Source organism: Vibrio sp. 779(2023), from assembly GCF_033344285.1.
Lineage (GTDB): Bacteria > Pseudomonadota > Gammaproteobacteria > Enterobacterales > Vibrionaceae > Vibrio > Vibrio alginolyticus.
On the sequence record NZ_JAWPOM010000134.1, the window covers coordinates 1 to 1,270 of the forward strand.

At 47.6% G+C, this 1,270-nt stretch carries 1 protein-coding gene; it reads right to left on the reverse strand.

Translation table 11 applies throughout. The features are described 5' to 3' along the window. The coding region (locus R8O70_RS25525) for a bifunctional GNAT family N-acetyltransferase/carbon-nitrogen hydrolase family protein (protein ID WP_318184501.1) at nucleotides 1-1,270 on the reverse strand (1,270 nt) is incomplete at both ends.

A 1,270-nucleotide genomic window follows, 5' to 3' on the forward strand; every position in this document is an offset into this window, starting at 1 on the left:
GGAAATACATATCCGACGGCGCGAACACGGCAGCTTGCGAGCACTGGATATACACATTATCAACAAGCGGTAAGTTGCCGACACTGCCGCCAATCGCCACATAACACTCGTTTTCGATCGCGCGAGATTGAGAACAGATCCGCACACGTTGATAGCCGTTTTTGGTATCGGTCCAGAATGGTACAAAAATAATTTGCGCACCTTGTTCGGCGAGCATACGACCCAACTCAGGGAACTCGCTGTCGTAACAAATCAGAATGCCTACCTTACCAGCATCGGTTTCGAACACTTGTACATTATCACCGCCATCAATTACCCAGTCTTTTTGTTCGTGTGGCGTGATGTGGATTTTGTACTGAGCGTTAATTTCCCCATCGCGTTGCAGTAAGTACGCAACGTTGTAGAGCTTGCCATCTTCGATGAGCGGCATACTGCCAGCAATGATGTTGATGTTGTAAGTGACCGCCATTTGCGAGAAACGGTTTTTGATCTCTTCTGTAAAGCTAGCAAGAAAGCGAATAGCTTCAACTGAGTTTTGATCGTTTTGCAATCCCATCAACGGAGCATTGAAGAACTCAGGAAACAAAGCAAAGTCGGCTTTGTAGTTGGCCAGAGAGGAGATAAAAAACTCGGCTTGATCGAGCAAGTCTTCCAAATCGTTCATCGCGCGCATTTGCCATTGCACCACGCCAATGCGAATCAAGGTTTTCTCGATGTCGTGAACGGATTGAATGTCTTCCTCGTAGAAAAAATTATCCCACTCTAGCAACGTGGCGTAGCCTTTTGATGCGTTATCTTCTGGCAAATAGCCACGCATGATGCGTTTAACATCAAAGTCATTCGCAAGCTGGAATGAGAGGATCGGGTCGTGCAATTCGCGGCGTTTTACTTTGTCGATGTACTCTGCAACGCTCAGTTCATCCGCGTATTGGTGGTAGTTCGGAATGCGGCCACCGGCTAGTATTGCTTTAAAGTTTTTGCTGCGGCACAACTCTTTGCGCGCGTCGTAAAGACGTCGGCCCAAGCGAAGTCCACGGTAATCAGGGTGAACAAACACATCTAGGCCATACATGGCATCGCCTGTCACTTGGTTCTGAATGACGTTATTTTCGGTGATGATGTCAGTGTACAGGTGAGGAAGTGAAAATCGGTTGTAGTCCACTTTGATCGTCAGCGCAGCGCCAACAATTTTGCCGTTATCCTCAATACAGATTTGTCCATCAGGAAACTGATGAATGAGATCCATGATGGTCAGGCGTGGCCATGAGCC